Origin of the sequence: Mesorhizobium sp. M7A.F.Ca.US.014.04.1.1 (assembly GCF_003998745.1) — a bacterium.
Lineage (GTDB): Bacteria > Pseudomonadota > Alphaproteobacteria > Rhizobiales > Rhizobiaceae > Mesorhizobium > Mesorhizobium ciceri.
Genome location: NZ_RZRW01001355.1, coordinates 1 through 597, shown reverse-complemented (window position 1 = coordinate 597; position 597 = coordinate 1). Strand labels below are relative to the sequence as shown.

At 60.3% G+C, this 597-nt stretch carries 1 protein-coding gene; it reads right to left on the bottom strand.

The annotated features are described in order from the left end of the window. Window positions 1-145: 145 nt before the first annotated feature. Window positions 146-481: a hypothetical protein gene (locus EOA22_RS36515; RefSeq protein WP_063170853.1), complete on the bottom strand. Its 336-nt coding sequence runs from the start codon at window positions 479-481 to the stop codon at window positions 146-148. Window positions 482-597: the final 116 nt, after the last annotated feature.

Below are 597 nucleotides of genomic sequence, written 5' to 3'. Positions count from 1 at the left end.
ACCCAGAGCAGCCCGCTCCATGCAGGCGGCCGTTGCATGCGGCCGGTCTTTGCATTGAAAGCCGAGGCCCCGCGATCCCAGACTGCTGCGGAAGATTACGCCCGTGATCCGGAAGGTAAATGCCGCCAATTGGCGTATGCGAAACTTAGGACCCGTGGGGCGGTAGAACGCGCGGCAGCGCTGCTCTCGCGGCGTCGACAAATGACGTCTGCTGTTCCAGCAAGGCCTGCCGTCCGCGGATGATCGCCAGGTTCTGCTCGAGAGTACCGATCTGCGCGGACATGCGTTCGGGACTCTCGCCATTTTCCATCGCTTCCAGGGCGAACGCAGCACAGTCCGTGACCCTTTCCACGCACGGGCGCAGTACCGCGATTTCATTCTCGATGTCCATCTGAATGACCTCCAGAAGGCGGGTCAGGCGACGGAACCGCCGTTCGTCGACATTCTGGCCGAATGGGAACCTGAATGCGGTCAGCGGCATGTTGCAGCCATCTTTCTCGTTGCACCCGAGAGGGGACGCACCTTGCAGAATACAAGACTCTCATGCTTGCACGAGACATCCTTTCGGTCATCGGCGGGCATGCTCATATTTGAGCT

Excerpts from the sequence above, each read along its gene's own strand:
- EOA22_RS36515 (WP_063170853.1), bottom strand. The coding sequence starts at position 481 with ATGCCGCTGACCGCATTCAGGTTCCCATTCGGCCAGAATGTCGACGAA.